Raw genomic sequence first — 22,000 nt, 5'->3', positions numbered from 1 at the left:
CTTTTTTTTTGGGAGTTTCGTAAATGGCAGTTGCCTCCGGCGCCTATAAGAAAGCCCTCGAGGGCGACCAGACACCGAAAAAGGTGCTGGTCAAAATCGACCGGGTCACGAAGAAGTTCGACGAGACGATTGCCGTGGACGATGTGTCCCTGGAAATCAAGAAAGGCGAGATCTTCGCCTTGCTCGGCGGTTCGGGTTCGGGCAAATCCACCTTGTTGCGCATGCTCGCAGGTTTCGAGCGCCCAACCGAGGGTCGCATTTACCTCGACGGTGTGGACATCACCGACATGCCGCCCTACGAGCGGCCGATCAACATGATGTTCCAGTCCTACGCGCTGTTCCCGCACATGACCGTGGCGCAGAACATCGCGTTTGGCCTGCAACAGGACAAGATCCCCAAGGCCGAAGTCGACGCCCGCGTGGCCGAGATGCTCAAGCTGGTGCAGATGAGCCAGTACGCCAAGCGCAAGCCGCACCAGTTGTCCGGTGGCCAGCGCCAGCGTGTGGCCCTGGCCCGTTCCCTGGCCAAGCGCCCGAAACTGCTGCTGCTCGATGAACCGATGGGGGCGCTGGACAAGAAACTGCGTTCGCAGATGCAGCTGGAACTGGTGGAAATCATCGAGCGCGTCGGCGTGACCTGCGTGATGGTGACTCACGACCAGGAAGAGGCCATGACCATGGCCGAGCGCATCGCGATCATGCACCTGGGCTGGATCGCGCAGATCGGCAGCCCGGTCGACATCTACGAGACGCCGACCAGCCGCCTGGTGTGCGAGTTCATCGGCAACGTCAACATCTTCGACACCCAGGTGGTCGACGACGCTGAAGGCCACGCAGTGCTCAAGTGCCCGGACCTGGACCGTGACATCTACGTCGGCTACGGCATCGCCACCTCGGTGGAAGACAAGTCGGTGACCTACGCCATCCGCCCGGAAAAACTGCTGGTCACCACTCAAATGCCGACCTGCGAGCACAACTGGTCCAGCGGCAAGGTCCACGACATCGCCTACCTCGGCGGCCACTCGGTATTCTACGTCGAGTTGCCGAGCGGCAAGCTCGTGCAATCCTTCGTCGCCAACGCCGAACGCCGTGGCCAGCGCCCAACCTGGGGTGATCAGGTGTACGTGTGGTGGGAAGACGACAGCGGCGTGGTACTTCGCTCATGAACATGAAAAAATTCAAGCGCCAGCTGCAACGAATAACCCCCGGTGGCCGGCATGTGGTCATCGGGATCCCTTTCCTCTGGCTGTTCCTGTTCTTCATGCTGCCGTTCTTCATCGTCCTGAAGATCAGCTTTGCCGAAGCCGACGTGGCGATCCCGCCTTACACCGAGATCTACACCTTCGTTGAGCAGAAGCTGCAACTGGTGCTGAACCTGGCCAACTACGCGATGCTCGGCGACGATGAGTTGTACATCGCCGCGTACCTGGGCTCGCTGAAGATGGCGTTCTTCAGCACGCTGCTGTGCCTGTTGATCGGCTACCCGATGGCCTACGCGATTGCCAGTGCGCGCAAAGAGATGCAGACCGTCCTCGTGCTGCTGATCATGATGCCGACCTGGACCGCGATCCTGATCCGCGTGTACGCGTGGATGGGCATCCTCAGCAACAACGGCTTGCTCAACAGCTTCCTGATGTATATCGGGCTGATCAACGAGCCGCTGCAGATCCTCAACACTAATATCGCGGTGTATATCGGCGTGGTCTATTCGTACCTGCCGTTCATGATCCTGCCGCTGTACGCCAACCTGGTGAAACACGACCAGAGCCTGCTGGAGGCTGCCTCGGACCTGGGTTCGAGCACGTTCAACAGCTTCTGGAAGATCACCGTGCCGCTGTCCAAGAACGGCATCATCGCCGGTTGCATGCTGGTCTTCATCCCGGTGGTGGGCGAGTTCGTGATCCCGGAACTGCTCGGCGGCCCGGAAACCCTGATGATCGGTAAAGTGTTGTGGCAAGAATTCTTCAACAACCGTGACTGGCCGGTGGCTTCTGCCCTGGCGGTGGTGATGCTGGCGATCCTGATCGTGCCGATCATCCTGTTCAACCGCAGCCAAGCCAAAGAGATGGAGGGCAAGATATGAAGCGCGTCAGTTTCTCAAGCTTCATGCTGGTGGCGGGGTTGTTGTTCATCTACCTGCCGATGCTGATCCTGGTGATCTACTCGTTCAACGAATCCAAGCTGGTGACGGTGTGGGGCGGTTGGTCGATCAAGTGGTACGTGGGCCTGCTGGACAACACCCAGTTGATGGGCTCGGTGGCGCGTTCCCTGGAAATCGCCTGCTACACGGCCATCGCGGCCGTGGCGCTGGGTACATTGGCGGCGTTCGTGCTGACGCGCATCAGCCAGTTCAAGGGCCGCACGCTGTTCGGCGGCCTGGTGACCGCGCCGTTGGTCATGCCCGAGGTGATCACCGGTCTGTCGCTGTTGCTGCTGTTCGTGGCGATGGCGCAGATGATCGGTTGGCCCCAGGAACGTGGCATCGTCACCATCTGGATCGCCCACACCACGTTCTGCGCGGCGTATGTGGCTGTGGTGGTGTCGGCGCGCTTGCGTGAGCTGGACCTGTCGATCGAAGAAGCGGCGATGGACCTGGGCGCGCGGCCGTGGAAGGTGTTCTTCCTGATCACCATCCCGATGATCGCGCCGTCGTTGGCGGCGGGTGGGATGATGTCCTTCGCGCTGTCCCTCGATGACCTGGTACTCGCCAGCTTCGTGTCGGGCCCGGGTTCGACCACCTTGCCGATGGAAGTCTTCTCGGCGGTGCGCCTGGGGGTCAAACCGGAGATCAACGCCGTGGCCAGCCTGATTCTGCTGGCGGTGTCGTTGGTGACTTTCCTGGTGTGGTTCTTCAGCCGACGTGCCGAAGAGATGCGCAAGAAGGCGATCCAGCAAGCGATCGAAGAAGCGGCCGCCGATGGCTGGCAGCAGCCGGACAAACGTCGGGCGCCTGCGCCGGTCTAATGGCCGACACGGTGCAAATGTGGGAGGGGGCTTGCCCCCGATAGCAGAGTGTCAGTCACTGAAGCTGTGACTGATCCACTGCTATCGGGGGCAAGCCCCTCCCACATTTTGACCGCGTTCCAGGTTGATCAGGCCGTCACCATCTGGATCGCCCACACCACGTTCTGCGCGGCGTATGTGGCGGTGGTGGTGTCGGTGCGCTTGCGTGAGCTGGACCTGTCGATCGAAGAAGCGGCCAGCCGATGGCTGGCAGCAGCCGGACAAACGTCGGGCGCCTGCGCCGGTCTAACGGCCGACACGGTGCAAATGTGGGAGGGGGCAAGCCCCTCCCACATTTTGACCGCGTTCCAGGTTGATCAGGCCGTCCACATCTGGATCGCCCACACCACGTTCTGCGCGGCGTATGTGGCGGTGGTGGTGTCGGCGCGCTTGCGCGAGCTGGACCTGTCGATCGAAGAAGCGGCCGCCGATGGCTGGCAGCAGCCGGACAAACGTCGGGCGCCTGCGCCGGTCTAATGGCCGACACGGTGCAAATGTGGGAGGGGGCTTGCCCCCGATAGCAGAGTGTCAGTCACTGAAGCTGTGACTGATCCACCGCCATCGGGGCAAGCCCCTCCCACATTTTGACCGCATTCCAGGTTGATCAGGCCGTCACCATCTGGATCGCCCACACCACGTTCTGCGCGGCGTATGTGGCGGTGGTGGTGTCGGCGCGCTTGCGCGAGCTGGACCTGTCGATCGAAGAAGCGGCCGCCGATGGCTGGCAGCAGCCGGACAAGCGTCGGGCGCCTGCGCCGGTCTAATGGCCGACACGGTGCAAATGTGGGAGGGGGCTTGCCCTCGATAGCAGAGTGTCAGTCACTGAAGCTGTGACTGATCCACCGCCATCGGGGGCAAGCCCCCTCCCACATTTTGACCGCATTCCAGGTTGATCAGGCCGTCACCATCTGGATCGCCCACACCACGTTCTGCGCGGCGTATGTGGCGGTGGTGGTGTCGGCGCGCTTGCGTGAGCTGGACCTGTCGATCGAAGAAGCGGCCAGCCGATGGCTGGCAGCAGCCGGACAAGCGTCGGGCGCCTGCGCCGGTCTAACGGCCGACACGGTGCAAATGTGGGAGGGGGCAAGCCCCCTCCCACATTTTGACCGCATTCCAGGTTGATCAGGCCGTCCACGGCGACTGGCGAATCACCTCGACAAAGTTCATCGGCTTGAACCCCGGCTCCTGATCCACCAGCACATCGGTCTTCACGTTGCCGAACGTGGTCTGCGGGCGATGGCGCAAGCCGTCGGCGAACGCGCAGATGATGCATTCCTTGAACCCTTCACCGCGTGGATGTGCATGCACCACGGCTTCGCGCTGCACGGGGGTAAATGCGGCGTAGTCCATGCCCAGCACGTCCATCTCGACGCCGGCGGTGACCAGCGCCACGGTCGGCCGCAAATGCTGCGGCACGCCCGGCGTGGTGTGCAGTGCGATGGACAGCCACACCTGTTCGATGTCGTCATCGCTCAGCCCATGCGGCTTGAGGAAGTCCGCCGCCGCGTTGGCACCGTCGACTTCGAAACGCTGGTCGTCGCTGCGATGGCCTTCGACCAGGCCCAGGTCATGGAACATCGCGCCGACGTAAAGCAGCTCCGGGTTATAGGCCAGTTGCTTGCGCTCACCGCTCAACGCGCCGAACAGAAACACCCGGCGCGAGTGGTGGTAGAGCAGGTCGGATTCGATATCGCGGATGTAGTCGGTGGTGGCCCTGGCCAGGGCGCTGTCCGGGATCTTGATGCCGGCGATACTGGTGCTCATGGTCGTTCTCCGCAAGAAAGCGCCAGGGTGGCGCCGAGGCAGCCAGTCTGGTCGCGCGCCGGGGAAGGGGCTATCGCAGCGAGGGTGCGATGTCGGCCAATGTGCTGCTACATCGTGCCAAGTGAAAGTCGGCTAGGGTGTAGCTGGCGATATCACCCTTGAAGCCTGCGAAAATCCAAAGGTGGAAGGGCGTTTGCCCCCTCCCACAGGGGTTCTGTGTTTATCCGGTTAGGTAAAGGTGTGCCTGTTCATGAGCAAGACCGTCGGCATTCTGATTTTCCCCGGCGTCCAGTCACTGGACGTGACCGGCCCGATGGATGTGTTCTGCGAGGCGAACCGTTTCCTGTCGCCCGAAGACCGGTACCAGCTGGACGTGATCGGCCTGGACCACGGCAATATGGCCTGTTCCAACGGCCTGTCGTTGCAGGCCCATCGGCATTACCGCGAAGCGTTGCAAGCCTATGACCTGCTTCTGGTCGCCGGCGGGCCGCAGCTGCCTTTCGAGGAATTCGGCGCGCACTTCGATGATTGGCTGCGCGGGGCCGCGGCGCGGGCGCAGCGCTTCGGTTCGATTTGCAACGGCGCCTTCATACTGGCCCGCGCCGGCCTGCTCGACGGGAAAACCGTCACCACCCATTGGGGCGATGCCGCCGACCTGGCGCGGTTGTGCCCCAGCACCCGGGTCGAGGCCGACCGTCTCTACATGCAGGACGGCAACCTCTACACCTCGGCCGGGGTCACGGCGGGGATCGACCTGTCGCTGTACCTGCTGGCCCAGGATCACGGGCCGGAAGTGGCGTTGAGCGTGGCCAAGCGCTTGGTGGTGTTCACCCAGCGTGCGGGCGGGCAGTCGCAGTTCAGCCCGTTCCTCACGCCCCACGCCGAAACCACCTCGGCGGTGGCGCTGGTGCAGGTGTATGTGCTGGCGAACCTGACCGGCGACCTGACCATCGCGGACCTGGCCAACGCGGCCAATATGAGTGCGCGCAACTTCTCCCGGGTGTTCGCCCGTGAAGCGCGGATCACCCCGGCGGAGTTCGTCGAGCGGGCGCGGGTGGATGCGGCGCGGGTGATGCTCGAAAGCAGCCGCGCACCGCTCAAGACCGTGGCCTATCAATGCGGGTTTCGCGATGCCCAGCACATGCGCAGTGTGTTCAACCGCCGACTGGAGGTGACGCCGCAACAGTTCCGGCTCAACTTCGCCGCACCGGTGTAGGTGCAACACCGCAGATACAAGCCCCCTCCCACATTTTGACCGCGTTCCAGGCGGTCAGCGGGCTGGCAGCAGCTTCAGCGTACCGCGCGTATTGGCCGTGATTTCCTCGTCGCTGAAATGCGCCTGCTCATAGCCGCCCTCGATATACGTTTCCGCCTGGTCCCCATAGTGCTTGTCGAACGGCACACCGCTTTGCCCCACCGGGTTGATGGTCAGCGCGTGGGGCACGTCGGCGAAGTCGATCAGGCGCCGGGTCGACGGGCCGTAGGTCACCGGCCATGGTGCCGGGCCGATATTGGCTGACTGGTTGTTCGGCACTTCGTGGCTGCCCGGCGCGGGGAAGGGGCCGACGTTGACGATCCGGTCCAGCGGTTTCTGCGAGCCCAGCGGGTGGCCGTGGGTCAGCGTATGGGCCTTGCCCCACTGCCATTGGCCCGGGTCATCGCCGAAGGTGACCTTGAGGTGCGCGAGGCTGTTGTCCCAGGCGAGCTTGACGGTGTCGGCACGCTTGCCGTTCCACCAGGGCGAATCCGGGCTCGCGGCCAGGCGGGGCAACGCCGCATCGATCACCCGCGTGCTGAGCAGGGTCTTGAACATGGTGTCGCCGAGTTTCGGGTGGAAGGCCGCGTCAGCCAGGTTGAACAGGAACTGGTTGAACAGCGTGGCGCTGGTGGAGTCCAGCGGATAATCGCCTTTCCAGGCCGCCAGTTGCTCCACCAACTGCAACTGCGCCGGGTCCTTGACCACCTCGCGCAGCACCGGCAACAGCGGTGCCAGCAAGCGCGGGCCGAAGGCGGTGGTGGTGCCCAGTTGCAGGGCCTGGCTGTTGTTCACGTCCCACTTCACGCGCTTGTCGCTCAACTGCGCGTTCAACTGCTGGCCACGGTCGGCCAGGTTGTAATAGCCGGGGATCTCCATGCCGCTGGGCGACACCGGCTGCGCATTGGCCGACACCACATAGCCACGCGCCGGGTTTTCTTCCTGGGGGTTGGCGCTGAACGGGTAGAAGCCCAGCTTGTCGGCCTGGGCCGTGCTGCCGTCGAGGATAAACCCGGGGTTGACGCCGGCCGGGCGGATCGGCAACTGCGCCGCCGCCCACCAGCCGATATCGCCCTGGGCATTCGCCCACACAATGTTCAGCCCCGGCGCCGACACCTTGGCCGCCGCGGCACGGGCCTTGGCCAGGGTGTCGGCGCGGTTGAGCTGGTAGAACCCTTCGAGGATCGGGTTCTGGGTGTCGAGGAACGCCCACCACATCGCGATCGGCGTCTTGCCGGCGTTCTCGCCGAGCACGTCATTGATGATCGGGCCGTGGGGCGATTGGCGCAGGGTCAAGGTGACCGGTGCCTGGCCCTTGACCGCGATCTGTTGCTCGCTGCGGGTCATGTCGACCCATTGGCCGTGGTACCAGACCTGGTTGGCGTTGTCCGGATTGACCTGCTCGGCGATCAGGTCGAGGTCGTCGTTCTGGAACATGGTCAGGCTCCAGCCGAAATCCAGGTTGTGCCCCAGGAACGCCACCGGCACCAGCGCGTTGTGATAGCCGTACAACTCAAAGCCCGGCGCCGACAGCTGCGCCTCGTACCACACCGACGGCACTGAGAAGCGGATATGCGGGTCACCCGCCAGCAACGGCTTGCCGCTCTGGGTGCGGCTGCCGCTGATCGCCCAGGCGTTGCTGCCTTCGAACTGCGGCAAGCCGTTGTCGGCCAGGGCCTGTTCACTCAGGGCCGCGATGGCGCCGAGGTTTTGCCAGTCGCTGGCGGCCAGGTTGAGCGCGCCCTTGGGTTGCCAGGCGAGGTCGAACACGTTCAGGTAATCGCTGCCCAACTGGTCGCGTACATAGGTCAGCAAGGGTTCGGTACGAAACGCCGCAGCAAAGCTGTAGGCCATATACCCGGCGACGCTGATGGTGTCCTCGGCGGTAAACGGCCGCTTGGGGATGCCCAGCACATCGAACTCCATCGGGCTGGCGTGGTTGTCCTGATACTGGTTGATCCCGTCCAGATAGGCTTGCAGGGCCTTCCAGTGCGCCGATTCGTGGTCCAACTGCGCCACATAAGTGGCGGAGCGCTCGCGAATGCGCAGGCTGCGGAACAGTTTGTCGGTGTCCAGCAGCTTGGGGCCGAGCACTTCGGCCAATTCGCCGCGCGCCAGGCGTCGCATGATTTCCATCTGGAACAGCCGGTCCTGGGCATGCACATAGCCCAGGGCGCGGTACAGGTCGGTCTCGTTCTCGGCGCGGATATGCGGCACGCCACGCTCGTCGTAGCGCACCGTGACCGAACCTTGCAGGTTCGCCAGCGTCACGGCGCCCTGGCGGGTGGGTTGCTTGCTGTAGACGTACCAGCCGGCACCGACGGCGATCAGCGCCAGCAGCACCGCGAGAACCTGCAAGAGGCGCTTCATGAACATTCCTTACCAAGAGTGGGGCGACGGGCTACGAACCGGTTGGCCACGAACAATAGCAGCCCACCGCCAGGGTGTGAGTGGCATTCACTGCGCGGCCTGCCGCAAGGGCCTTGAGGATCGGCTCGATGAAACTGTTGCTGGCGTTGCACGTCAGCCCTTCGCTGTAGGGCCCGAAATACGCGAGCTTGCCGCTGCGGTCCCAGATCGCCACGGCCGGGGTCGCGGGTATCTGATCGGCACCGGGCAGGCTGCTGAGGATTTTCATCTGGCGCAGGTTGTCGGGCAACTGGCCGTGGCTGCCGGGTTTCTGCAGGGCGTAGAACTCGACGCCCTGGGGCGCGTAGTGCTCGATCAATTCGCCGAGGTGCTGCTGGTTGCCGACGTTGCACGGGCAGGCCGGGTCCCAGAAATGCACAAGGCGGATCGGGCCGGGGCCGGCGAGGTCGTCGGGCAGGCGTAGGGCGTCGCCGGAAAACACCGCCGTGTGTTCGCTGAAGGCACGCAGGTAGCGGCCTTGGAACCAGTCATACGCCGCCCATAACACGCCGGCGCAGAGGATCAGCAGCAGGCTGGCGAACAGGGTGGTGCGGTAGGGCTGTCGCATTCAGATCAATCCTCGAAGGACGCGTAGCTTGCCATGCTTGCCCCGACAGATGAATATCGCAGCTCGATATTCCTCTGCGCAGCGCGTGAAGCCCCAAGTCTGGAACCTCTTATGCCCGTCACCTTTGACCCCGATCACCTGCGCGACAGCTTGCGGCCCCTGGTGGATGCGCAGCCGCTCAGCGCCGAGGCGCGGGTCTATCAGCGCTTCTATGGGCTGGACCTGCGCGCGCGCCAGGTGCCGGCGGTGAGCCGCCTTGGCCGGTTCGAGGTCGATGGGTTCGCGGTGGTCGCCCAGGTGTGGTGGCCGCCGGTGCCGGTGGCGACGATGTTCATGTTCCACGGGTTCTACGACCATATGGGGCTGTACCGCCACGTCGTCGACTGGGCGCTGGACCAGGGTTTCGTGGTGATCGCCTGCGACCTGCCGGGCCATGGCTTGTCCAGCGGCGCGCGGGCCAGTATCGATGATTTTGCGGTGTACCAGGACGTGGTGCAGGCGCTGTTCGCCCAGGCCGAAGCGCTGCACCTGCCCCGGCCCTGGCACCTGTTCGGGCAAAGCACCGGCGGTGCGGTGGTGGTGGATCACTTGCTCAACCATGGCGCCGACAGCCCGGCCCAGGGTAAGACTTTTCTGCTTTCACCCTTGGTGCGTCCGCGTGGGTGGGGCTGGTCGCAGGTCAGCTATTACCTGCTGCGGCCGTTCGTCAAAGGCATCGCCCGACGGTTCAGCGAAAACACCAATGACCCGGCCTTCAAGCCGTTCCTCGAAGCCGACCCCTTGCAGCCGCGCCAATTGCCGACCGCCTGGGTCGGGGCACTGGCGCGCTGGATCAGGCAAATCGAAGCCGCACCGCGCAGCCCGCGGCGGCCGCTGATTGTGCAGGGCGAAGAGGATATGACGGTGGATTGGCAGCACAACCTGCAGGTGCTGCGGGGCAAGTTCGATCAGCCTGAGGTGTTGATGCTCAAGCGCGGCCGGCATCACTTGGCCAATGAGATCCCGGAGATCCGCAATGAGTACTTCAAGTACCTCACCGACCACCTGAAATAACGCAGTACAAATGTGGGAGGGGGCTTGCCCCCGATAGCAGGGTGTCAGTCAGCACATCTGATACTGACCCACTGCTATCGGGGGCAAGCCCCCTCCCACATTTCCTACTGCGCCAGGCTTGAGGTGCTTTGACCGACCGCCAGCCCTGCGCGCACGGCTGCCAACGCCGCCTGGTAATACGCCTTCCCCTGCGGCGACTCGGCAAACGTAGCGAATTCTTCCAGCTCCGGGTCGGACAAATCCCGATAGACGTACAGCAACGTGTTGTTCAGGTCATTGCCGATCTGTTGCATCAGCCGTTCGCGTTGTCCATCCAGCATGCCCTGGGCCTGGCCGCCGCCCAACAGGCCGGGGATCATCTGGCTCAAGCTGTCGGCCGCCACGCCGGCGATCGCCAGGCTGACTTCGGCGCCGGCTTCGCGGGCGGGCAGGGCCTGGGCCAGGTGGCCGATGATCAGGCTGCGGGTGGCGTCGGCTTCGATGTGCGGCAGGCCTTGGGCATTTTTTGCCAACTGGTCGCGGCGGGTGGCCAGCAGTTCGGCGGCGACAATCTTGCGCCCCAGCGGCGACTGGAAAAACGCCAGGGCCGGTGCCGGGTCCGCCAGGTGCTTGCGCAGTTGGGCTTCGGCGCGCCGGTCCACGGCCTGGGCGGCGAAGCGCTTGTTGCTGTTGTCGACCAGCGCCTGGTACACCGCTGGCGGCAGGCTGTTGCGGTAGCGTTGCTGGGCGGCACTGAGGGCGTCATTGAAATGCGCGCGTTGTTCGGCCCAGCCGGCGACCTTGTACAACTGGTCATGGCCGTCTGCCCAAGCGGGCAAAACGCAGAACATCAGCAAGGAAAAAAACAAACGACGCATATGGACTCCTGTCAGTCGGCCACTATTGTCCGTGTCGGGCGTAGGATTTGTCGAGAAGTCCTATCAGTCACCTGGCTAAAGTGCGTTCAGACGCTCAGCGGCTCTGTCGGATTCACAGGCGTATGGATACTATGCGCGCCATGCAAATATCCCACGATCACCCATTGCTGCAACGCATTGTCGACGACCTGGCCGAAAAGGGCTGGTCGCAGCAAAACAGCTTCCTGCCCCAGGCTCTGACCCTGGAACTGGCGGCTGAGTGCCGTAAACGTGCGGCTGAAGGTGAGCTGGCCCCGGCGGCGGTCGGGCGCGGGCCGGCCCAGGAGATTCGCGAGGGTATTCGTGGCGACCATATCCAGTGGCTGGAGGAGGGCGACGCCGTCGTCTGCGACCGCTATATGACGGTGATGGACAGCCTGCGCCTGGCGATAAACCGCAGCTTGTTCCTCGGCCTGGAAGATTTTGAAAGCCACTTCGCGATGTACCCGCCGGGGGCGTTTTACCTCAGGCACCTGGACCGGTTTCGCGACGACGACCGGCGCACGGTCTCGGCGGTGATCTACTTGAACGACGAGTGGCTGCCGGAACACGGCGGCCAGTTGCGTATGTACCTCAAGGACGGCGTCGAACTCGACGTGGTGCCCAGCGGAGGTTGCCTGGTGGTGTTCCTGTCCGGCGAAGTGCCCCACGAAGTGCTGCCCGCTACCCGCGAGCGCCTGTCGCTGACCGGCTGGTTTCGTCGGCGCGGTAACGAGCCGTTTTAAGCATGGAAAAAATTCTCGTCAGCCGCTGCCTGCTCGGGCACAAAGTGCGCTACGACGGCGGCGCCAGCGGGCCGTTCGATCAACTGGCGGCATGGCAGGCCGAAGGCCGCGTGGTTGCGATCTGCCCGGAAGTGGCGGGCGGTTTGCCCACGCCCAGGCCTTCCGCCGAGATTCCGGGCGGGCAGGGTATCGACGTGTGGGAGGGCCGCGCCCAGGTGCTGACCGCCGCGGGCGAGGACTTCAGCGCCGCCTTCCTCGACGGCGCCCGCCAGGCGTTGGCGCTGGTGCAGCGCCACGATATCCGTATCGCCGTGCTCAAGGCCAATAGCCCGTCCTGTGGCAATGTGCTGACCTATGACGGCACTTTCAGCGGTGTGAAGGTGAGCGGCGAAGGCGTCACGGCGGCGCTGCTCAAGCGCCATGGGGTGTTGGTGTTCAGTGAGCTTGAGTTGCTTGAGGCGGCGCAAGCCCTGGCCCGTCTCCCAAGCCCTCCCTCATTTTGATTTACTGTGCTTTGACTTCCGCCGTGTCGCTTTCGAGCCACTTCTGCCCCAGCGCCTTCAACCGGCCATCGGCTTTCACCCGTTGCAGCGCATTGTCCAGGCTCGCCTTGAACGCCGGGTTGCCCTTCTGGAATGGAATGGCCAGCGCCGGCTTGTCGCGATAAGGCTCACTGAAATCGAACTGATCCTGCAACTCGGCAGTCATAGCGATATGGTTGATGGCCACGTCGTACTTGCCGCTTGCCACGCCCGGCAGCATGTCGCTGTCGTCGGTGGTGATGAACGAGGGGCGCACATCCATCTCTTTGGCCAGTTGTTCACCGAGTTCCACTTCAAAACCGGTGAGTTTCTCGCCGTCCTTGAAGTTGAAGGGCGGGGTATTGGCCTCGAGGGCGATGCGCAGTTCACCGCGGTCAAACACATCATCAATCAATTCGGCGTGAGCCAAGGGGCTCATCAGAGGAAGCAGCAGTAACAGGCCAGGCGAAAAGCGCATGGTCACTCCTAAATAATTCGAATGTGCGAGGCGCGGTTCAGCATCGCTTTGTTATGGTGTTGAGTGCCTTGGACAGCAATTAGTCGCTAAGTTGTCATAACCCTACAAATTTCATAGAAAAGTGGAGAAGCGAATGAAAGCCCTTTTGTCTCGTGTAACGATTGCCGGCGTACTATTGGGTGCTTCGATGTTGGTGACCGCCGCAGACGGCATCCCTCGCAGCGCGCCACCTGAAAATGCCAAAGTGTTTATCGTTTCGCCGAAAGACGGCGCCACCGTCGATAAAACCTTCACCGTCAAATTCGGCATGGAAGGTCTGAAACTGGCCCCAGCCACCGACCAGACCCCAGGCACCGGCCACCATCACCTGCTGGTCGACCAGAAGGAACTGCCGGACGCCAGCGTGCCGATCCCGGCCACCGACAGCGTGATCCACTTCGGCAAGGCCCAGACCGAAACCGAGCTGACCCTGACCCCTGGCAAGCACACCTTGCAACTGGTCGCCGGCGATAAACTGCACATGCAGTTCAACCCGACTGTAGCGTCGAAAGTGATCACGGTTAACGTCAAGTAAGATTTGTTCAGACAAAAAAATGGGAGACCCCTGCGGGCCTCCCATTTTTCGTAGGGCGTTTGAAGCGTTAGAACAACACGCGGCAACGAATCGTGCCGTTGATGTGTTGCAGCTTCTGTTGCGCCAGGTCCGAGTACTCGGCGTCGACGTCGATCACCACGTAGCCGACCTTCTCGTTGGTCTGCAGGAACTGACCGGAAATGTTGATGCCGTTTTCCGCGAAGACCTTGTTGATCTCCATCATCACACCCGGGATGTTCTGGTGGATGTGCAGCAGACGGTGCTTGCCAGGGTGAGCCGGCAGGGCCACTTCCGGGAAGTTGACCGAGGACACCGACGTACCGTTGTCGCTGTACTTGACCAGCTTTTCCGAGACTTCCAGGCCAATGTTGGCCTGGGCTTCAGCGGTGGAGCCGCCGATGTGCGGGGTCAGGATCACATTGTCCAGGCCACGCAGCGGGCTTTCGAAGATGTCGTCGTTGGAGCGCGGCTCCACCGGGAACACGTCGATGGCGGCGCCGATCAGGTGCTTGTCCTTGATCGCGTCGGCCAGGGCGTCCAACTCGACCACGGTGCCGCGGGCGGCGTTGATCAGGATGCCGCCTTTCTTGATCGCGCGGATTTCCTTCTCGCCGATCATCCACTGGGTCTCAGCGGTTTCCGGCACGTGCAGGGTGACGATGTCGGACATGCCCAGCAGCTCGGTCAGGCTCGACACTTGCGTGGCGTTACCCAGTGGCAGCTTGGTCAGGGTGTCATAGAAGAACACCTGCATGCCCAGGCTTTCGGCCAGGACCGACAGTTGAGTGCCGATCGAACCGTAACCGATGATCCCCAGCTTCTTGCCGCGGATTTCGAAGGAGTTGGCCGCGCTCTTGATCCAGCCGCCACGGTGGCAGGAGGCATTCTTCTCCGGAATGCCGCGCAGCAGCAGGATGGCCTCGGCCAGCACCAGCTCCGCGACGGAACGGGTGTTGGAGTACGGTGCGTTGAACACCGCGATGCCGCGCTCGCGCGCTGCGTTAAGGTCGACCTGGTTGGTGCCGATGCAGAAACAGCCGACCGCCACGAGTTTCTTGGCGTGATCGAAGACCTCTTCGGTCAGTTGAGTGCGGGAGCGAATGCCGATGAAGTGCGCGTCGGCGATCTTTTCCTTGAGCTGGGCTTCCGGCAGAGAACTGGTGATGTACTCAATGCTGGTATACCCGGCGGCTTTCAGAACTTCGACAGCCGATGGGTGGACGCCTTCCAGAAGAAGGAACTTGATCTTGCTCTTATCGAGAGAAGTCTTGCTCATCTGCGTAAACCTGTATCCCGGAGAAAAATGGCAGGGAATCGGATCGCCGGATGTGTCCTGATTCACCAATACTGTTCCCGTTTGACGGCGTCTGTTGCCGTCATGCTGCGTTGCCGCTCCTCCCCATAGCCCCAGCTATGAGTCGTCGCGGCGCCTTGCCTGACGACAACAGCCACTCGTCAAACAGAAACGTATTGGTAAATCAGGGCACAGAGCTGACCCGGACGGCAGGAAAGCCGTCACCGCAGAACGCCCTTGGGCTCTGTCCTACGGGGGCGGTATGCTAGCATACGCGCCCCGCTAAACACCTATTCCTGCGACGTGAAGCGTTCTCAGGATGACCATGAATTGTTCGAGAGTTCTGTCGATGACCCATCCTGCCCTGATTGATGAGCTAAAGACCCTGGTTGAGCCCGGCAAAGTGCTGACCGACGCCGACTCCCTGGAGGCTTACGGCAAGGATTGGACCAAGCACTTCGCCCCGGCCCCGACTGCCATCGTATTCCCCAAGACGATTGAACAGGTGCAGGCCATCGTGCGCTGGGCCAATGAGCACAAGGTCGCGCTGGTGCCGTCCGGTGGGCGTACCGGCCTGTCGGCTGCCGCCGTTGCGGCCAATGGTGAAGTGGTCGTCTCGTTCGACTATATGAACCAGATCCTCGAGGTGAACCTCACCGACCGCACCGCCAAGTGCCAGCCGGGCGTGGTCACCAAGCAATTGCAGAACGTCGCCGAAGAGCACGGCCTGTACTACCCGGTGGACTTCGCTTCGTCCGGTTCGAGCCAGATTGGCGGCAATATCGGCACCAATGCCGGCGGGATCAAGGTCATTCGCTACGGCATGACCCGTAATTGGGTCGCCGGCATGAAGGTCGTCACCGGCAAAGGCGATGTGCTGGAACTGAACCGCGACCTGATCAAGAACGCCACCGGCTACGACATGCGCCAGCTGTTCATCGGCGCCGAAGGTACCCTGGGTTTTGTCGTGGAAGCCACCATGCGCCTGGACCGTGCGCCGAAAAACCTCACCGCGATGGTGCTCGGCACCACCGATTTCGACGCGATCATGCCGGTGTTGCACGCATTCCAGAGCAAGCTGGACCTGACCGCTTTCGAGTTTTTCTCTGACAAGGCCCTGGCCAAAGTCCTCGGCCGTGGTGACGTGCCGGCGCCGTTCGAGACCGAGTGCCCGTTCTACGCACTGCTGGAATTCGAAGCCACCACCGAAGAAGTCGCCAACCACGCCCTGGAAACCTTCGAGCACTGCGTCGAGCAGGGCTGGGTGCTGGACGGCGTGATGAGCCAGAGCGAAACCCAGCTGCACAACCTGTGGAAACTGCGCGAGTACATCTCCGAGACCATTTCCCACTGGACGCCGTACAAGAACGACATTTCGGTGACGGTATCGAAAGTGCCGGCATTCTTGAAGGAAATTGACGCTATCGTCGGCGAACACTACCCCGACTTCGAAATCGTCTGGTTCGGCCATATCGGCGACGGCAACCTGCACCTGAACATCCTCAAGCCGGAAAACCTGACCAAGGACGAGTTCTTTGCCAAGTGCGCCACCGTGAACAAGTGGGTGTTCGAAACCGTGGCGAAGTACAACGGCTCGATCTCCGCCGAACACGGCGTGGGCATGACCAAGCGCGACTACCTGACCTACAGCCGCTCGCCGGTTGAAATCGAATACATGAAGGCCGTGAAAGCGGTGTTTGACCCGAACGGGATCATGAACCCCGGCAAGATCTTCGCTGTTTAACCGCCCCTGAAGGAGTCGTTCCATGAGCTACCAGCACAAGTATGTCGACGGCACCAACATCCACTTCCCGGTGGGTAAAGTGGTGTGTATTGGGCGCAACTACGCCGAACATGCCAAGGAACTGGATAACCCGGTACCGACCGAGCCGTTGCTGTTCATCAAGCCGGGCAGTTGCGTTGTGGCGCTGGAAGGCGGTTTCAGCATTCCGACCGAACGCGGTTCGGTGCATTACGAAGCGGAAATCGCGGTGCTGATCGGCAAACCCCTGTCGACCAAGCCCAGCCGCGAAGAAGTGCTCGATGCCATCTCCGGCTTCGCCCCGGCCCTGGACCTGACCCTGCGCGACAAGCAGGCCGAGTTGAAAGCCAAGGGCTTGCCGTGGGAAATCGCCAAGTCCTTCGACGGCGCGGCGGTGATCGCGCCGTTCGTGGTCGGCAGCACCTTCCCGGACCTGACCGATATCGGCATTCGCCTGAGCATCAACGGCGAAGTGCGCCAGAATGGTAACAGCGCGGCCATGCTCAACCCGATCATCCCGATGATCCAGTACATGGCCGGCTGCTTCTCGCTGCAGGCCGGCGACGTGATCCTCACCGGCACCCCCGCTGGCGTTGGGCCGTTGAATGTCGGTGACAAGCTGGTGCTGGAACTGTCCGGTGTGACCCGCTTCGAAAGCAGCGTTCGCTAACTTCGGCACAACCCTGTGGCGAGCGAACAAGCTCGCCACAGGTCCCGCACCCGTTTCGGTTGTTTGCATTTTTTTCACACCCCATCCGGATAATCTTCAGCCTCTAGCGCGCGGGCCGGTTATTCCTGTGCTTTCACCTAACGCTGACTTTCCGGAAAAAGCGCTCAATGGCCGTGTCCCTGCCTACCTTCACCTCCAAGCCACGCTCTCGTTTTGCTCTGCGCTGGTATTCCTGGCTGCTTCTGGTTGGGGCGATCGTGTATGGCGTTGCCTGGGTCATGCATTGGGACGACCGCGGTGTGTTGTGGGTCGTGGAGCGTTTTGAAAGCCCGGCCAAACGCCAAGCGAGCGTGTGGCTCCCGGATTACCGCGCCGTCATCGACGCCAAGCGGTTGCCCGGTATGGAGAAGGACGAGGCCTCGGACCTGTCCTACAATCCGCAGACGAAAACCCTGTTTTCCGTCATGGGCAAAAATCCATTCCTCGTCGAGTTGACTCTGCAAGGCGATGTGCTGCGCAAGATGCCCCTTAACGGTTGGAACAACCCGGAAGGTGTGACGGTGATGGAAAACGGCCTGATGGCCGTGGTCGATGAACGCCAGCACAGCCTGACCATCGTCAAGGTCGACGCCAGCACCACGGCGTTGAACAAGGCCGACTTCCCGAGTTACGACCTGGGCCCGTCCAAAGACCAGAACAAAGCCTTTGAAGGCGTCACCTGGGACAAGCGCAACCAGCAGTTCGTGCTCGGCGAAGAACGCCCGCCGGCGCTGTTCACCTGGAAAAGCGACGGCAGCCAGACCCTGGTCGGTGACAAGCAAAAGCTCGCCAATACAAAGCTCGACATGCGCAACCTCTCGGCGCTAACCATCGATCCGCGCACCGGGCACCTGCTGGCGCTGTCGGCAGAGTCCCACCTGCTGCTGGAACTGGATGAAAAGGGCGAGCCAGTCAGCTTCATGACCTTGCTCGGCGGCTTCAACGGCCTCAAGAACACGATCTCGCGTGCCGAAGGCGTGACCCTGGACGAGAACGGCAACCTCTACATGGTCAGTGAGCCGAACCTGTTCTATCGTTTCGAAAAACAGAAATAACAACCGATTACGTCGGATATTTCTCTATCCGCGGCATACGCCACACACCGGGCGCGTTTAAGTTTAAATTCAGGCGGGCGTGATATTCATTCGCCATTTTTGACTTTGAGCCCGCCCGATGCGTCGACTTGCCCGCCCCAAACCGGCTTTTTTCATACTGGTGCTGATCGCCTTGATGGGCGCGGGCGTTGTCGCACAACAGTTTCGCCTGTTCGAACGGGCCTGGTTCAATTGGCAGGTGTGGGGCCAGCCTGTTGGCGAACGCGCCATTGGCCTGGCGGATTACCGGGTCAGCGTCGAGGGCCAGGTGATCGAAGGCCTGGATGACGACGTCTCCGCGCTGACCTACGACCCGGTGCGTAAAAGCCTGTTTACCGTCACCAATAAAAACGCCGAGCTGGTCGAACTGTCCCTCGCTGGCAAGATCCTGCGACGGATTTCCCTGGTCGGCTTCGGAGATGCCGAGGCCGTGGAATTTATCAGCGACAACATCTATGTCATCAGCGATGAGCGCCAACAGCGCCTGATCAAGGTGCATGTGGACGACGATACGCAGTTCCTCGACGCCGCCGACGCGGAGCAGATGACCCTGGGTGTGCATGTGGGGGGCAACAAGGGGTTTGAAGGGCTTGCCTACGACTCGGTGGGCAAGCGCCTGTTCGTGGCGAAGGAACGCGACCCGATGGTGATCTATGAGGTTCACGGGTTTCCCCATTTCAAACCGGAAAAAACCTACTCGGTCCACGTCATCAACAACCCCAAACGCGATGCCGGGCTGTTCGTGCGCGACCTGTCGAGCCTGCAATACGACGAACGCAGCGGCCATTTACTGGCGCTGTCGGATGAGTCGTTCCTGGTGTTGGAGCTGGATATCGACGGTCGCCCGTTAAGCAGTTTGTCGCTGCTTAACGGGCGCCATGGCCTGAATGCGCGGGTGCCGCAGGCCGAAGGGATCGCCATGGATGACGCGGGTACGTTGTACCTGGTCAGCGAGCCGAACCTGTTCTACGTGTTCAAGAAACCAGAAGCCTGAACACACCGCCGACCCCACATTCGGTTGTGCGTCAGGCCTTGAGGGTTTTCACGCCTTCCGCGGTGCCCAGCAGCAGCACGTCAGCCGGGCGTGCGGCGAACAGGCCGTTGGTGACCACGCCGACGATGGCGTTGATCTGCGTCTCAAGCTCCACCGGGTTGGTGATCTGCATGTTGTACACGTCGAGGATGATGTTGCCGTTGTCGGTCAACACGCCTTCGCGGTACACCGGGTCGCCGCCCAGCTTCACCAGCTCGCGGGCCACGTGGCTGCGGGCCATCGGGATCACTTCCACCGGCAGCGGGAAGGCGCCGAGTACCGGCACCAGTTTGCTGGCGTCGGCGATGCAGATAAAGGTCTTGGCCACGGCCGCGACGATCTTCTCGCGGGTCAGGGCCGCGCCACCGCCCTTGATCAGGTTCAGGTGCGCGTCGCTTTCATCGGCGCCGTCGACGTAGAACTCCAGGTCGCTGACGGTATTGAGCTCGTACACCGGAATGCCATGGCCCTTGAGGCGCGCGGCGGTGGCTTCGGAGCTGGCCACGGCGCCATCGAACGCGCCCTTGTGCTTGGCCAGCGCATCGATGAAGCAGTTGGCAGTGGAGCCGGTGCCGACGCCGACGATGCTCTTGTCATCGAGTTTAGGAAGGATTAAATCGACGGCGGCCTGGGCCACTGCCTGTTTGAGTTGATCCTGGGTCATGCGGGCTCCGGAACGGGCGGGGAGTAGAGAGGGCGCGAGTATAACCCATCAAAACCTTTGGATTCGTGTGGTCGCCCGGCCAAACGCTGAGTTAGACTCGTCGACCCTGCCCACTCCGCCCAGTGATGCCTGCCGATGCTTGAACAGTACGTCAAAAAGATCCTCACCTCGCGCGTTTACGACGTTGCCATAGAAACCCCGTTGCAGGCCGCCCGCCAGCTCTCCGAGCGGCTGGGCAACAAGGTCTTGCTCAAGCGGGAAGACCTGCAGCCGGTGTTCTCGTTCAAGATTCGCGGCGCGTACAACAAGCTGACCCAGTTGACGGCCGATGAGCGCGCGCGCGGCGTGGTCACCGCTTCGGCGGGCAACCATGCCCAGGGCCTGGCCCTGGCGGCCAAGGTGCTGGGGGTCAAGGCCACTATCGTGATGCCCAAGACCACCCCGGAAATCAAGGTCGAAGGCGTGCGTTCCCGTGGTGGCAAAGTGGTGCTGCACGGTGATTCGTTCCCGGAAGCCCTGGCCTACTCGCTGAAACTGGTCGACGAAAAAGGCTACGTCTACATTCACCCCTACGACGATCCGCACACCATTGCCGGGCAGGGGACCGTGGCGATGGAGATCCTGCGCCAGCACCCTGGGCCGCTGGACGCGATCTTCGTGCCGGTCGGCGGCGGCGGGCTGATCGCCGGTATCGCGGCGTATGTGAAATACCTGCGTCCGGAGATCAAGATCATCGGCGTCGAGCCGGACGACTCCAACTGCCTGCAGGCCGCCATGGCCGCCGGCGAGCGCGTGGTGCTGCCGACCGTGGGGATTTTTGCCGATGGCGTGGCGGTGGCGCAGATCGGCCAGTACACCTTCGACATCTGCAAAGACTATGTGGACGAAGTGATCACCGTCAGCACCGATGAAATCTGTGCGGCGATCAAGGACATCTATGACGACACCCGCTCCATCACCGAACCGGCGGGCGCCTTGGGTGTGGCGGGCATCAAGAAATATGTCGAGAGCCGTGGCGTCACCGGGCAAACCCTGGTGGCCATCGACTCCGGCGCCAACGTCAACTTCGACCGCCTGCGCCATGTGGCCGAGCGCGCCGAGCTGGGTGAAGGCCGCGAAGCCATCATCGCCGTGACCATCCCCGAGAAGCCGGGCAGCTTCAAGGCGTTCTGCGAGGCCGTGGGCAAGCGCCAGATCACCGAATTCAACTATCGCTACCACTCCGGCCGCGAGGCGCACATTTTCGTCGGCGTGCAGACCCATCCGGAAAACGATCCGCGCAGCGCATTGATCGCCAGCCTGACCAGCCAGGGTTTCCCGGTGCTCGACCTGACCGAGAACGAACTGGCCAAGTTGCACATCCGTCACATGGTCGGCGGGCACGCGGCGAAGGTCAGCGATGAAGTGGTGTTTCGCTTCGAATTCCCGGAGCGGCCGGGCGCCTTGTTCAACTTTCTTAACAAATTAGGCGGGCGCTGGAACATCTCGATGTTCCACTATCGCAACCACGGCGCAGCCGACGGCCGCGTGGTCGCCGGCCTGCAAGTCCCGGCGGACGAGCGCCATCTGGTATCGGCAGCCCTTGAAGCCATCGGCTACCCGTACTGGGATGAAAGCGATAACCCGGCTTACAAACTGTTCCTCGGTTGAGCGACTACGCTGATTGGGGCGGCCTTTAAGGAAGACGACACATGGAAACCCTGACCACCCTCAAAGTTATCCACATGGCGGCGACCGTGTTGCTGCTGCTCAGCGGCCTCGGCCTGGCGCTGCTGGCCTGGCGCAAACGCAGCGCCGGCCCGGCGATCACCGTGCAGCGCCCGTGGGCGTTCGTATGGTTGTTGATGGGGATCTGCCTGATCAGCATGCCGTTTACCGGCTGGTGGCTGGTGCATCTGGTCGGCTGGCCGCTGGGGCAGACCTGGATTCTGGGTTCCAGCCTGCTCTACACCGTCGCGGCGCTGTGCTGGTTCTGGCTGGTGGCGCGGCTCAATCGCTTGCGCAAGGGCGAGGGCGGTAGCCTGAATTTCACCTTGGCATTGGCGGTGGTCAGCTTGGTGGGGTTTGTGGCGATTGCGGGGTTGATGGGCGCCAAGCCGGTTTAAGGCTTGGGACCGAGTTGTCTGCATCGGGAGCAAGCTCCCTCCCACATTTAACCGCGTACATCCGTTGAAATG

Annotated in this window: 21 protein-coding genes and 4 pseudogenes; 18 read left to right on the top strand and 7 right to left on the bottom strand. The window is 62.3% G+C overall.

The genetic code is table 11. The features are described from left to right. Positions 1-23 precede the first annotated feature (23 nt). From RGV59_RS04050 to RGV59_RS04020, 7 genes and pseudogenes are all read left to right on the top strand, one after another. The gene (locus tag RGV59_RS04050; RefSeq protein ID WP_017845078.1) at positions 24-1,166 is read left to right on the top strand and encodes an ABC transporter ATP-binding protein; all 1,143 of its coding nucleotides are present in this window, start codon (positions 24-26) and stop codon (positions 1,164-1,166) included. Next, positions 1,163-2,083: an ABC transporter permease subunit gene (locus tag RGV59_RS04045; RefSeq protein ID WP_017845077.1), complete on the top strand. Its 921-nt coding sequence runs from the start codon at positions 1,163-1,165 to the stop codon at positions 2,081-2,083. The genes RGV59_RS04050 and RGV59_RS04045 overlap by 4 nt, the downstream gene beginning before the upstream one ends. Beyond that, positions 2,080-2,964, top strand: coding sequence for an ABC transporter permease subunit (locus RGV59_RS04040; protein WP_046381717.1), 885 nt, complete (start codon positions 2,080-2,082; stop codon positions 2,962-2,964). Before RGV59_RS04045 ends, RGV59_RS04040 begins: the two co-directional genes overlap by 4 nt. 135 nt (positions 2,965-3,099) lie before the next feature. Beyond that, positions 3,100-3,201: pseudogene (locus RGV59_RS04035) on the top strand (putrescine ABC transporter permease PotI); the annotation flags it as partial. A 126-nt stretch (positions 3,202-3,327) separates the two neighbouring features. Further along, positions 3,328-3,456: pseudogene (locus tag RGV59_RS04030) on the top strand (putrescine ABC transporter permease PotI); the annotation flags it as partial. Positions 3,457-3,614: 158 nt separating this feature from the next. Next, positions 3,615-3,743, top strand: a pseudogene (locus RGV59_RS04025) (putrescine ABC transporter permease PotI); the annotation flags it as partial. 160 nt (positions 3,744-3,903) lie between these two features. Further along, positions 3,904-4,005: pseudogene (locus RGV59_RS04020) on the top strand (putrescine ABC transporter permease PotI); the annotation flags it as partial. Positions 4,006-4,125: 120 nt separating this feature from the next. Here RGV59_RS04020 and RGV59_RS04015 read toward each other — a convergent pair. After that, positions 4,126-4,767, bottom strand: coding sequence for an HD domain-containing protein (locus tag RGV59_RS04015; protein ID WP_017845076.1), 642 nt, complete (start codon positions 4,765-4,767; stop codon positions 4,126-4,128). Positions 4,768-5,017: 250 nt separating this feature from the next. Between RGV59_RS04015 and RGV59_RS04010 the strand changes: the two genes are divergently transcribed. After that, positions 5,018-5,983, top strand: a complete 966-nt coding sequence (locus tag RGV59_RS04010) for a GlxA family transcriptional regulator (protein WP_322246902.1) — start codon at positions 5,018-5,020, stop codon at positions 5,981-5,983. A gap of 54 nt (positions 5,984-6,037) precedes the next feature. Here the strand turns inward: RGV59_RS04010 and RGV59_RS04005 are convergent, their stop codons facing one another. Continuing rightward, positions 6,038-8,392: a penicillin acylase family protein gene (locus RGV59_RS04005; RefSeq protein ID WP_322246901.1), complete on the bottom strand. Its 2,355-nt coding sequence runs from the start codon at positions 8,390-8,392 to the stop codon at positions 6,038-6,040. 31 nt (positions 8,393-8,423) lie between these two features. Next, complete coding sequence (locus RGV59_RS04000; RefSeq protein WP_046381720.1) at positions 8,424-8,999, bottom strand: DUF6436 domain-containing protein; 576 nt, start codon at positions 8,997-8,999, stop codon at positions 8,424-8,426. A gap of 111 nt (positions 9,000-9,110) precedes the next feature. On the opposite strand from RGV59_RS04000, the gene RGV59_RS03995 reads away from it, so the two are divergent. Then, the gene (locus RGV59_RS03995; protein ID WP_017845072.1) at positions 9,111-10,052 is read left to right on the top strand and encodes an alpha/beta hydrolase; all 942 of its coding nucleotides are present in this window, start codon (positions 9,111-9,113) and stop codon (positions 10,050-10,052) included. Between the two features lie 104 nt (positions 10,053-10,156). Here RGV59_RS03995 and RGV59_RS03990 read toward each other — a convergent pair whose 3' ends face one another. Next, positions 10,157-10,909 (bottom strand): DUF2059 domain-containing protein, encoded by a 753-nt coding sequence (locus tag RGV59_RS03990; protein ID WP_017845071.1) that lies wholly within the window; start codon positions 10,907-10,909, stop codon positions 10,157-10,159. A gap of 131 nt (positions 10,910-11,040) precedes the next feature. On the opposite strand from RGV59_RS03990, the gene RGV59_RS03985 reads away from it, so the two are divergent. Then, entirely contained in the window at positions 11,041-11,673 is a 633-nt protein-coding gene (locus tag RGV59_RS03985) for a 2OG-Fe(II) oxygenase (protein WP_017845070.1), read from the top strand. A 2-nt stretch (positions 11,674-11,675) separates the two neighbouring features. Continuing rightward, positions 11,676-12,176 (top strand): DUF523 domain-containing protein, encoded by a 501-nt coding sequence (locus tag RGV59_RS03980; protein ID WP_102618671.1) that lies wholly within the window; start codon positions 11,676-11,678, stop codon positions 12,174-12,176. Between the two features lies 1 nt (position 12,177). Here the strand turns inward: RGV59_RS03980 and RGV59_RS03975 are convergent, their stop codons facing one another. After that, complete coding sequence (locus RGV59_RS03975) at positions 12,178-12,672, bottom strand: transporter substrate-binding domain-containing protein (RefSeq protein ID WP_046381723.1); 495 nt, start codon at positions 12,670-12,672, stop codon at positions 12,178-12,180. A gap of 133 nt (positions 12,673-12,805) precedes the next feature. Here RGV59_RS03975 and RGV59_RS03970 point away from each other — a divergent pair, with 133 nt between their 5' ends. After that, entirely contained in the window at positions 12,806-13,246 is a 441-nt protein-coding gene (locus RGV59_RS03970; RefSeq protein ID WP_026139796.1) for a DUF4399 domain-containing protein, read from the top strand. Between the two features lie 67 nt (positions 13,247-13,313). Here RGV59_RS03970 and serA read toward each other — a convergent pair whose 3' ends face one another. Further along, positions 13,314-14,543, bottom strand: coding sequence for a phosphoglycerate dehydrogenase (serA, locus tag RGV59_RS03965; protein WP_017845066.1), 1,230 nt, complete (start codon positions 14,541-14,543; stop codon positions 13,314-13,316). A 367-nt stretch (positions 14,544-14,910) separates the two neighbouring features. On the opposite strand from serA, the gene RGV59_RS03960 reads away from it, so the two are divergent. The 4 genes from RGV59_RS03960 (at position 14,911) to RGV59_RS03945 (ending at position 19,120) form a co-directional block, all read left to right on the top strand. Continuing rightward, a complete protein-coding gene (locus RGV59_RS03960; protein WP_322246900.1) occupies positions 14,911-16,305 on the top strand; it encodes an FAD-binding oxidoreductase in 1,395 nt (464 codons plus the stop codon). A gap of 22 nt (positions 16,306-16,327) precedes the next feature. Beyond that, a complete protein-coding gene (locus RGV59_RS03955; RefSeq protein WP_017845064.1) occupies positions 16,328-16,993 on the top strand; it encodes a fumarylacetoacetate hydrolase family protein in 666 nt (221 codons plus the stop codon). Positions 16,994-17,160: 167 nt separating this feature from the next. Beyond that, entirely contained in the window at positions 17,161-18,087 is a 927-nt protein-coding gene (locus RGV59_RS03950; RefSeq protein WP_322246899.1) for an SdiA-regulated domain-containing protein, read from the top strand. 118 nt (positions 18,088-18,205) lie between these two features. Further along, positions 18,206-19,120, top strand: a complete 915-nt coding sequence (locus RGV59_RS03945; RefSeq protein WP_046487870.1) for an SdiA-regulated domain-containing protein — start codon at positions 18,206-18,208, stop codon at positions 19,118-19,120. Between the two features lie 31 nt (positions 19,121-19,151). Here RGV59_RS03945 and rpiA read toward each other — a convergent pair whose 3' ends face one another. Beyond that, positions 19,152-19,823, bottom strand: coding sequence for a ribose-5-phosphate isomerase RpiA (gene rpiA / locus RGV59_RS03940; RefSeq protein ID WP_017845061.1), 672 nt, complete (start codon positions 19,821-19,823; stop codon positions 19,152-19,154). 135 nt (positions 19,824-19,958) lie between these two features. Between rpiA and ilvA the strand changes: the two genes are divergently transcribed. Together ilvA and RGV59_RS03930 are read left to right on the top strand one after the other, a co-directional pair. Then, positions 19,959-21,473, top strand: coding sequence for a threonine ammonia-lyase, biosynthetic (ilvA, locus tag RGV59_RS03935; RefSeq protein ID WP_017845060.1), 1,515 nt, complete (start codon positions 19,959-19,961; stop codon positions 21,471-21,473). A gap of 41 nt (positions 21,474-21,514) precedes the next feature. After that, positions 21,515-21,928, top strand: a complete 414-nt coding sequence (locus RGV59_RS03930) for a DUF2269 family protein (RefSeq protein ID WP_017845059.1) — start codon at positions 21,515-21,517, stop codon at positions 21,926-21,928. Positions 21,929-22,000 lie beyond the last annotated feature (72 nt).

This window comes from Pseudomonas sp. FG1 (assembly GCF_034313875.1).
GTDB lineage: Bacteria > Pseudomonadota > Gammaproteobacteria > Pseudomonadales > Pseudomonadaceae > Aquipseudomonas > Aquipseudomonas veronii.
The sequence above is the reverse complement of the archived record's forward strand: the minus strand, read 5'-3'. Positions and strand labels throughout refer to the sequence as shown.

Coding starts and splice junctions, on each gene's coding strand:
- RGV59_RS04050 (WP_017845078.1), top strand. CDS start 24: ATGGCAGTTGCCTCCGGCGCCTATAAGAAAGCCCTCGAGGGCGACCAG.
- RGV59_RS03970 (WP_026139796.1), top strand. CDS start 12,806: ATGAAAGCCCTTTTGTCTCGTGTAACGATTGCCGGCGTACTATTGGGT.
- RGV59_RS04015 (WP_017845076.1), bottom strand. CDS start 4,767: ATGAGCACCAGTATCGCCGGCATCAAGATCCCGGACAGCGCCCTGGCC.
- ilvA (WP_017845060.1), top strand. CDS start 19,959: ATGCTTGAACAGTACGTCAAAAAGATCCTCACCTCGCGCGTTTACGAC.
- serA (WP_017845066.1), bottom strand. CDS start 14,543: ATGAGCAAGACTTCTCTCGATAAGAGCAAGATCAAGTTCCTTCTTCTG.
- RGV59_RS04000 (WP_046381720.1), bottom strand. CDS start 8,999: ATGCGACAGCCCTACCGCACCACCCTGTTCGCCAGCCTGCTGCTGATC.
- RGV59_RS03980 (WP_102618671.1), top strand. CDS start 11,676: ATGGAAAAAATTCTCGTCAGCCGCTGCCTGCTCGGGCACAAAGTGCGC.
- rpiA (WP_017845061.1), bottom strand. CDS start 19,823: ATGACCCAGGATCAACTCAAACAGGCAGTGGCCCAGGCCGCCGTCGAT.
- RGV59_RS03990 (WP_017845071.1), bottom strand. CDS start 10,909: ATGCGTCGTTTGTTTTTTTCCTTGCTGATGTTCTGCGTTTTGCCCGCT.
- RGV59_RS04040 (WP_046381717.1), top strand. CDS start 2,080: ATGAAGCGCGTCAGTTTCTCAAGCTTCATGCTGGTGGCGGGGTTGTTG.
- RGV59_RS03955 (WP_017845064.1), top strand. CDS start 16,328: ATGAGCTACCAGCACAAGTATGTCGACGGCACCAACATCCACTTCCCG.
- RGV59_RS03985 (WP_017845070.1), top strand. CDS start 11,041: ATGCGCGCCATGCAAATATCCCACGATCACCCATTGCTGCAACGCATT.
- RGV59_RS04010 (WP_322246902.1), top strand. CDS start 5,018: ATGAGCAAGACCGTCGGCATTCTGATTTTCCCCGGCGTCCAGTCACTG.
- RGV59_RS04005 (WP_322246901.1), bottom strand. CDS start 8,392: ATGAAGCGCCTCTTGCAGGTTCTCGCGGTGCTGCTGGCGCTGATCGCC.
- RGV59_RS03945 (WP_046487870.1), top strand. CDS start 18,206: ATGCGTCGACTTGCCCGCCCCAAACCGGCTTTTTTCATACTGGTGCTG.
- RGV59_RS03950 (WP_322246899.1), top strand. CDS start 17,161: ATGGCCGTGTCCCTGCCTACCTTCACCTCCAAGCCACGCTCTCGTTTT.
- RGV59_RS04045 (WP_017845077.1), top strand. CDS start 1,163: ATGAACATGAAAAAATTCAAGCGCCAGCTGCAACGAATAACCCCCGGT.
- RGV59_RS03995 (WP_017845072.1), top strand. CDS start 9,111: ATGCCCGTCACCTTTGACCCCGATCACCTGCGCGACAGCTTGCGGCCC.
- RGV59_RS03930 (WP_017845059.1), top strand. CDS start 21,515: ATGGAAACCCTGACCACCCTCAAAGTTATCCACATGGCGGCGACCGTG.
- RGV59_RS03975 (WP_046381723.1), bottom strand. CDS start 12,672: ATGCGCTTTTCGCCTGGCCTGTTACTGCTGCTTCCTCTGATGAGCCCC.
- RGV59_RS03960 (WP_322246900.1), top strand. CDS start 14,911: ATGACCCATCCTGCCCTGATTGATGAGCTAAAGACCCTGGTTGAGCCC.